This is a genomic window from Nocardioides luteus (genome assembly GCF_014648595.1).
GTDB classification, from domain to species: domain Bacteria; phylum Actinomycetota; class Actinomycetes; order Propionibacteriales; family Nocardioidaceae; genus Nocardioides; species Nocardioides luteus.
This window is the reverse complement of sequence record NZ_BMRK01000003.1, coordinates 408,258-414,845: the sequence shown is the minus strand read 5'-3', so window position 1 is coordinate 414,845 and position 6,588 is coordinate 408,258. Positions and strand designations below refer to the sequence as shown.

Sequence of the window (6,588 nt, the reverse complement as noted above, 5' to 3'; positions counted from 1 at the left end):
GATGGTACTGCAACCGAGAGGCTGTGGGAGAGTAGGACGCCGCCGGACATATCTTTGCGCAGGGCCACCTCTTCGGAGGTGGCCCTGCTGCCATTTGTAGGTGTTTGCGATGATTGTCGAGGTCTCTTCGCGCCACGCCCCGTTGACGGGGATCGCAGCACGGGGTCCAATGTCATAGTTGCAGTCCGTATCAACATCTCGAACTAGGAGTTCCCATGGTCAAGAAGCTGCTCATCGCCGCCGTTGTCGCCGCGGGTCTCGGCGTGGCCATCAAGCTGGTCACCAGCCGCTGATTCGAGCTTCTCCAGCTGCCCGGTGCCCTCGAGGCGCCGGGCAGCTGTCATTTCGTCAGCTCGCGCTCTGCATCGTGGGGAAGGTCGACCTCGGCGAGAGACCGACGAGCGCCCGGGATCGCCAGGATCCCGGCCACCACGAGGAACAGCAGCAGGCCGGCGAGGATCAGCAGGGACTCGACGGTGAACTGGTCGGCGAGCGGGCCGAACACCACCATGGACAGTGGCATCGCGACGGACATGACGATCCCGACGATGCCGAAGACACGGCCCTGCATCTCGGGTTCGACCCGCTCCTGGAGGATCGTCATGGCAGGGGCGCTGAGCGCTGAGAAGAAGACTCCGATCAGCAGCCCGAACGCGAAGAAGACCCACATGTTGGTGGAGACCCCGAGCCCGACGACGAACAGCCCGATGAGGACCACCGAGACGACCATCAGGCGCATTCGGTGAGTGATCTTGGGGCCGAACGTCGCCATGGCCGCGCCTCCGGCGAGCATGCCGAAGCCCCAGAACAGCTCGTTGGCGGTGAGCTTCCAGACCTCGTCGCCGAAGGTACGCGTGACCATCAGCGGGGTCAGATAGGACGGGGCGCCGACCATGAGCATGACCAGCGTGAACAGGACGATGATCCAGCGCACGTGGGAGTGGGTGGAGACGTACTTCAGGCCGGCTCGCAGGTCGCCGAAGTAGGAGACCTTTCCCTGGTCTGTGCGTACGATGCGGGCGACCGGGACCAGGGCGAGCAGACCCACGCCGATCAGCGCGGTGGCGGCGTCGATGAAGAAGACGGCGACGATGTCCATGCTGGCGTAGATCACCGCAGCGAGCGCAGGAGCCAGGAGCGCCATCCCGGACTGGATCGTCTGGAAGGCTCCGTTGACCCGCAGCAGCTGCGACTCCGGCGCGATCTGGGGGATCATCGCGGTGACCGCCGGCATCTGGATGCCAGCGAAGACCGATCGGATCGCCAGCGCGAGGTAGATGATCCAGAGGTCGTCGATGCCGCTGGCCATCAGACAGGCCAGGATCAGGGTCGCGACCGCGATGGTGGCGTCAGAGCCCATGATCAGGAACTTGCGGTGATGTCGGTCCGCCCAGACGCCACCGAAGATCGACATGAAGGCCTGCGGGAGCATCCCGAAGACGAGGCTCAGCATCAGCACCGATCCGGATCGGGTCTCGATGGTGAGGTGCCACATCACGGCGAACATCACCAGCATCGAACCGAGCAGCGACATCGTCTGACCGGCGAGGAAGATCGCTACGTTGCGCTTCCAGCCGGGGAAGTCGTCGTCGACGGACATGGGGCCAGCCTCGACCCGGACCCCAGGTCCGTCAACCGACTTCGGCCCGGGCTATTCGAGGATCAACGGCGGACCGTGGTGGCTCGAACGGGCGAGCAGATCTCCATCGAGGCGAAGTGCAGGCCCATCGCTGCGGACGTCCCAGCCCGAGGCCTTCTGTGCCGGTGGCACGCCCTCCATGCTGATGTGGGCGATCCGTAGACGGCTGCGGGCCTCGGCGATCGCGGCGCGTACGCCGGTTCGAACCTCGGTCGGCCAGTACTGCTCGGTGATCGACTGCCAGACGACGGTCAGGACATCGTCCTGAGCCGGGGCCGCGAGCTGATCCTGCAACCAGGTGTCGGCGGAGCCGACGTCGATGAGCGGCGGGTCGTCCGCCGCGGCCGCCAGCGCACCTGCGAGACGGGCGTGCCGATCGACCTGGTGCGGCCACACGAAGGAGGTGAGGTAGTGCCGGCCCTTCTCGGTGGAGACGTCGACCGGGGCCAGGTCGCAGCCGCGCCGGGCGACGATCTCGAACGGAACCGGGCGGACGCCGGAGCTCTCGGTGTCGATCGCCAGCGGGCTGCTCTCGGGGCCGTACGCCCAGTCCTCACCGACGAAGCGATAGCGGTCGACGAGCAGGTTGAGGCCCGCCGAGGCGCCGGGCTCGAGCAGCCGGACGCGGGACAGGCCGGTGCGGCGTACGGCCTCGAAGATGCCGACCAGGAGACATGCCGAGCGGCCGACCTCGTTGGTCTGCGGCGCCACCGCCAAGCCCTCCCGGAGCTCGAGGACATGGGTTGCGATCACTTCTGCGAAGAGAGGCCAGGCATCGGCGTACGCGTCGTTGCCGCCGAGGTTCGGGTAGAAGCGCTCGAGCTCGGGGGCGTCACCGCGGAGCACGATGCGGTGCAGCGCGGCCAGGAGCCGCAGCTGCACCGCATCCCCTCGGGAGGCGTCGAGGTGGTCCCGGCAGATCTCCGCGGTGGGACCACCCGCCTCGAGGTCGTCCGCGAAGCGGTCGAGGAGCCATCCGTAGAGATGCTCCTGGTGACCGAAGTGATCTCTGAAGAGGTCCGCCAACGTCATGACCTCAGGATCCTCCCACCCCGCAACAGCAGTCGCTCCGGGGTGTGGGTCGGGATCTCAGCCGATCTCGGTGCGGACCGCCTTCGAGACGTCCTTGATGACGTAGACGGGGCCGACGTAGACCTTCTTGGTCTTTGCGACGACGCGGATGCGGCCGCGCACCTCGCGCTTGTGGCGGACCACGACCCACTTCGAGCCGTTCTTCTTCGCGTAGGTGTTGACGGTGCCGAAGTGGGTGCCACCGACGTAGATCTTGGCCTTGCCCCGGGTCGGGCCCGTGCGCACCTTGAGGCGAAGCGCCTTGGCGGCGAACCGGTCGATCGTCTGGTCGGAAGTGCGCGGGGAGACCGCGGCGTACACCCATGCGGAGCCGGCGATCGAGGGGAAGCCCCCGCTCGCCCAGTTGCCGCCCAGGACGGTGATCGGGGCGACCGAGCACTTCCAGCCGGTCCACGAGGAGAGGTTGCCGGCGGCGTCGCGGGCACGTGCGCGGAGGCAGATCGTGTCGCCGTCGTAGTCGGGCCAGCGGGTCTGGGTGGTCTGGGTGGTGTAGGTGGTGGAGGCGCCGAAGTGGGAGGTCCCGCCGGCGGCGCGCTTCTCCTGGTAGAGGTAGCCGGTCACCTTGACGTTGTCGGCCGCGGACCACGACGCAGTCGCTCGGTACATGCCGTTGCCGGCCCGCTTGCTCGGCCACGCGGGAGCGAAGGCGAACTTCGTGATCCGCGGCTTCGTCGTGTCCGACGACGCGACCGGTGCCGGCAGACCGGGCTCGGAGTACTCGGCGGGCGTGGCCGGATGGCCGATGGTCGCGCTGGACAGCTTCGAGGTGGAGCGCAGCGCCCACAGCCCGGTGACCAGGAAGGACTTGGGGGTGTTGGAGATGCCGCGGACCTTGATGCGACCGGTCAACGTCGACGACCTGCGGAGGGTGACGTACTTGCTGCCGGACCGCTTCGCGGTCGCGGAGACGGTGCCGAGGTAGGTCGAGCCGATGTGGATCTTCGCCTTGCCTCGCGAGGGGCCGGTGGCGACCCGGATGCGGACGCCGGTGGCCTTGACCGGCACGGTCGAGATGCGGTCGTTGGCGGTGCCGGTCTTGCGCAGCTTGAAGCTGAACGCGGACGGGTCCCAGGCGCCGTCGACGGTGTCCTCGCCGAAGGGGGCATAGGTGCAGCGCCAGCCGGACCAGGCGCTGCGGTTGCCGGCGGCGTCCGTGGCGCGTACCCGCTGGCAGGCCTGCTCGCCCTCGCCGACCTCGACGTGTACCGACCGCCGGGAGCCTGCGTAGGTCTTCGCGTACTTGGCGGTGCTCGACCAGGTGCTCGCTCCGAGGCGCGACCCCTTGCCGCTGCCGATCCACGTCTGGACCTCGTGGGAGGCGACGCCGACGTTGTCGGAGCTCGACCAGGAGTAGGCCGGGTTCGCGCTCCAGAAGGCGCCGCGCCACTTCATGTCGCCGGGACCGAGCCACTGCTTGATGGCGGTCGTGGAGATCTTCGGGGCGGTCGTGTCGGTGGTGGCCGACGCGGCGGTGACCGGGGCGAGGGTCGCCAGCAGGGCGACGGCGGTCGCTGCGCCCAGGCGCAGCCGACGGCGGGAGGTGATCATTCGTGCTCCAGGCTATGGCCGGCGGCGCCTGAAGGCGTGGCTGAGGGACCGCGGCGGGTTCATGCCGCTACGGCGGCTGCCGGAGATTATCAGGTGGTGAACGAGCTCGCACGAGTTTCTGGGCGCCTCTCGGCACAGCCCGGTCCGTAGCGCTACGCTCGGCGAAGTAAGGTGACCCTTACTTGATGGACGGAGCCGGGCATGGGATTCAACGAGGGCCGCAGGCTAAAAGGTCTGTACGCCGCCGAGGTGCTGCACAACAAGCAGGTGACGCCACACATGGTGCGCCTGACGTTGACCGGCGACGACCTCCGCCGCCTCCCGCAACGCGGCTTCGACCAGTGGTTCCGGCTCTTCCTGCCACGGCCGGGCGGTGTGGCCACCAACTTCGACGTGGTGCCCGAGAAGCTCGGCACGATCGACTATCTCAAGTACGTGCGGCACGCCGACCGACCGCCGCTGCGCAACTACACCGTGCGGGAGCATCGACCCGAGCTCGGCGAGATCGACGTCGACTTCGTCGCCCACGGCGACGACGGGATCGCCGGACCGTGGGCTCGTGGCGCTCAGCCCGGGGAGCGGGTCGTGCTGATGGACCAGGGCACCGGCTTCGACTACGCCGCCGACGCCTCGTTCCACCTGCTCGCCGGCGACGAGTCCGCGCTGCCCGCGATCCTCGGGATCCTCCGCGACATGCCGCGCGACGCCCGCGGCCTGGCGATCATCGAGATCCCGGACATGGCCGACGTCCAGGACGTCACCGCACCCGAGGGCGTCGAGGTGCGATGGGTGGCTCGCGGTGACTCCGGCGAGCAGCCCGGCGCCCCGGCCCTGGCCGCGGTGAAGGCGTTCACGCCCGAGGCGCCCGCCACGCTCTCGGCCTACCTCGCCGGCGAGCGCACGCTCCCCGCCGAGGGGCGCCGCCACCTCGTCTCCCTCGGGGTGCCCAAGTCGCGGATCACGTTCTCGGGCTACTGGCGGATCGGCAAGGCGCAGGCCTAGGTCAGTCTGGCTCGCCGATCCGCCGGCGCCCGAACATCAGTCGAAGAGGCCGCTGATGGAGGTGCGTACCTGGTCGAAGGCGAGCCAGGCGAAGATCAGCGCACAGATGACGAGGCCGATGTTGGAGACCCACTTGCTGCGCCACTCGGCGGGGGTGTGCCGGGTGTTGAGGAGCCAGAGCAGGGTGACCGCGAGGAACGGCATGAAGAAGGCGCCGAGGACGCCGTAGATGAGGATCAGCCAGGCGGGCTCGTCGGCGACCAGCAGCCAGATCATCGGCGGGAAGGTGAGCCAGAGGATGTAGGCGCGGTACCAGATGCCGCCGCTCTTCGCCTCGGGCTTGTCGGCCTTGCCGCGGATGGTGCCCATGAAGTCGGCGAACATCAGGCTGACACCGTTCCAGACACCGACCAGCGACGACATCGCAGCGGCCCAGAAGCCGATCAGGAAGAGCTTGCCGAACCAGTTGCCGTAGCGGTCGGCGAGGACCTTGGAGAGGTCGAGCATGCCCTGGTCGCCGGTGCCGACAGCGATCTTGGCCGAGTAGAGCAGCTCCGCGCCGACGATGAGGGTGGCGATCACGAAGATGCCGGTGACGACGTACGCGGTGGTGTTGTCGATCCGCATGACCCGCATGAACTGCGGGGTGTGCCAGCCCTTCTCACGCAGCCAGTAGCCGTAGGCCGCCAGGGTGATCGTGCCGCCGACGCCGCCGGCGACGGAGAGCACGTTGACGAGAGCACCGTCCGGGATGATCGGGGCGAGACCCTTGAGGAGCTCCGGGATGTTGGGGAGCGTGACGATCGCGGCCGCGACCATGGTGACGAACATGATCCCCACCAGGATGGCGAGGAACTTCTCGAAGAGGCTGTAGCGGCCGGCCCACACGATGGCGAGGCCGATCAGGCCGGACAGGATGCCCCAGACCTTCACCGAGGCGAACGAGAAGAGCGCCGCCAGGGCCAGGCCGGTGCCGGCCATCGCCGCGGCGCCGTAGATGAAGCCCCAGATGACGATGTAGGGGCCGAAGTAGAGGGTCGTCCAGATGCCCAGACGACGCCAGCCCTGGAAGATCGTCTCGCCGGTGGCCAGGCTGTAGCGCCCGGCGCCCTCGACCAGGACCACCTTCAGGACACAGCCGATGACGACCGCCCAGAGCAGGGCGTAGCCGAACTTGCTGCCTGCGATCAGGGTCGCGACCAGGTCGGCTGCGCCGACGCCGGTCGCGGCCACGACGAGGCCAGGACCCAGGATCCGCCAACGTGGGGTTTCGGAGGTATCTGGCGTCGTTGCATGTGACATGAGCG

Annotated in this window: 5 protein-coding genes; 1 reads left to right on the top strand and 4 read right to left on the bottom strand. The window is 68.2% G+C overall.

All coding sequences use genetic code 11. The annotated features are described in order from the left end of the window. Window positions 1–340 precede the first annotated feature (340 nt). Genes IEY81_RS06455 through IEY81_RS06445 form a run of 3 tightly spaced genes read right to left on the bottom strand, consistent with a single transcriptional unit; the run spans window position 341 to window position 4,279 of the window. On the bottom strand, window positions 341–1,600 hold the full coding sequence (locus tag IEY81_RS06455) for an MFS transporter (protein ID WP_189117624.1): 1,260 nt from the start codon (window positions 1,598–1,600) through the stop codon (window positions 341–343). A 51-nt stretch (window positions 1,601–1,651) separates the two neighbouring features. Beyond that, complete coding sequence (locus tag IEY81_RS06450; RefSeq protein WP_189117623.1) at window positions 1,652–2,671, bottom strand: DUF2332 domain-containing protein; 1,020 nt, start codon at window positions 2,669–2,671, stop codon at window positions 1,652–1,654. 57 nt (window positions 2,672–2,728) lie between these two features. After that, the gene (locus tag IEY81_RS06445) at window positions 2,729–4,279 is read right to left on the bottom strand and encodes a hypothetical protein (RefSeq protein WP_189117622.1); all 1,551 of its coding nucleotides are present in this window, start codon (window positions 4,277–4,279) and stop codon (window positions 2,729–2,731) included. A 201-nt stretch (window positions 4,280–4,480) separates the two neighbouring features. Between IEY81_RS06445 and IEY81_RS06440 the strand changes: the two genes are divergently transcribed. After that, entirely contained in the window at window positions 4,481–5,281 is an 801-nt protein-coding gene (locus IEY81_RS06440) for a siderophore-interacting protein (RefSeq protein ID WP_189117621.1), read from the top strand. Window positions 5,282–5,317: 36 nt separating this feature from the next. Here the strand turns inward: IEY81_RS06440 and IEY81_RS06435 are convergent, their stop codons facing one another. Next, window positions 5,318–6,583, bottom strand: coding sequence for an Nramp family divalent metal transporter (locus IEY81_RS06435; RefSeq protein WP_189117620.1), 1,266 nt, complete (start codon window positions 6,581–6,583; stop codon window positions 5,318–5,320). Window positions 6,584–6,588 lie beyond the last annotated feature (5 nt).

Bases quoted from the DNA above. Each gene is read 5' to 3' on its own strand.
- IEY81_RS06455 (WP_189117624.1), bottom strand. From the start codon at position 1,600: ATGTCCGTCGACGACGACTTCCCCGGCTGGAAGCGCAACGTAGCGATC.
- IEY81_RS06450 (WP_189117623.1), bottom strand. From the start codon at position 2,671: ATGACGTTGGCGGACCTCTTCAGAGATCACTTCGGTCACCAGGAGCAT.
- IEY81_RS06445 (WP_189117622.1), bottom strand. From the start codon at position 4,279: ATGATCACCTCCCGCCGTCGGCTGCGCCTGGGCGCAGCGACCGCCGTC.
- IEY81_RS06440 (WP_189117621.1), top strand. From the start codon at position 4,481: ATGGGATTCAACGAGGGCCGCAGGCTAAAAGGTCTGTACGCCGCCGAG.
- IEY81_RS06435 (WP_189117620.1), bottom strand. From the start codon at position 6,583: ATGTCACATGCAACGACGCCAGATACCTCCGAAACCCCACGTTGGCGG.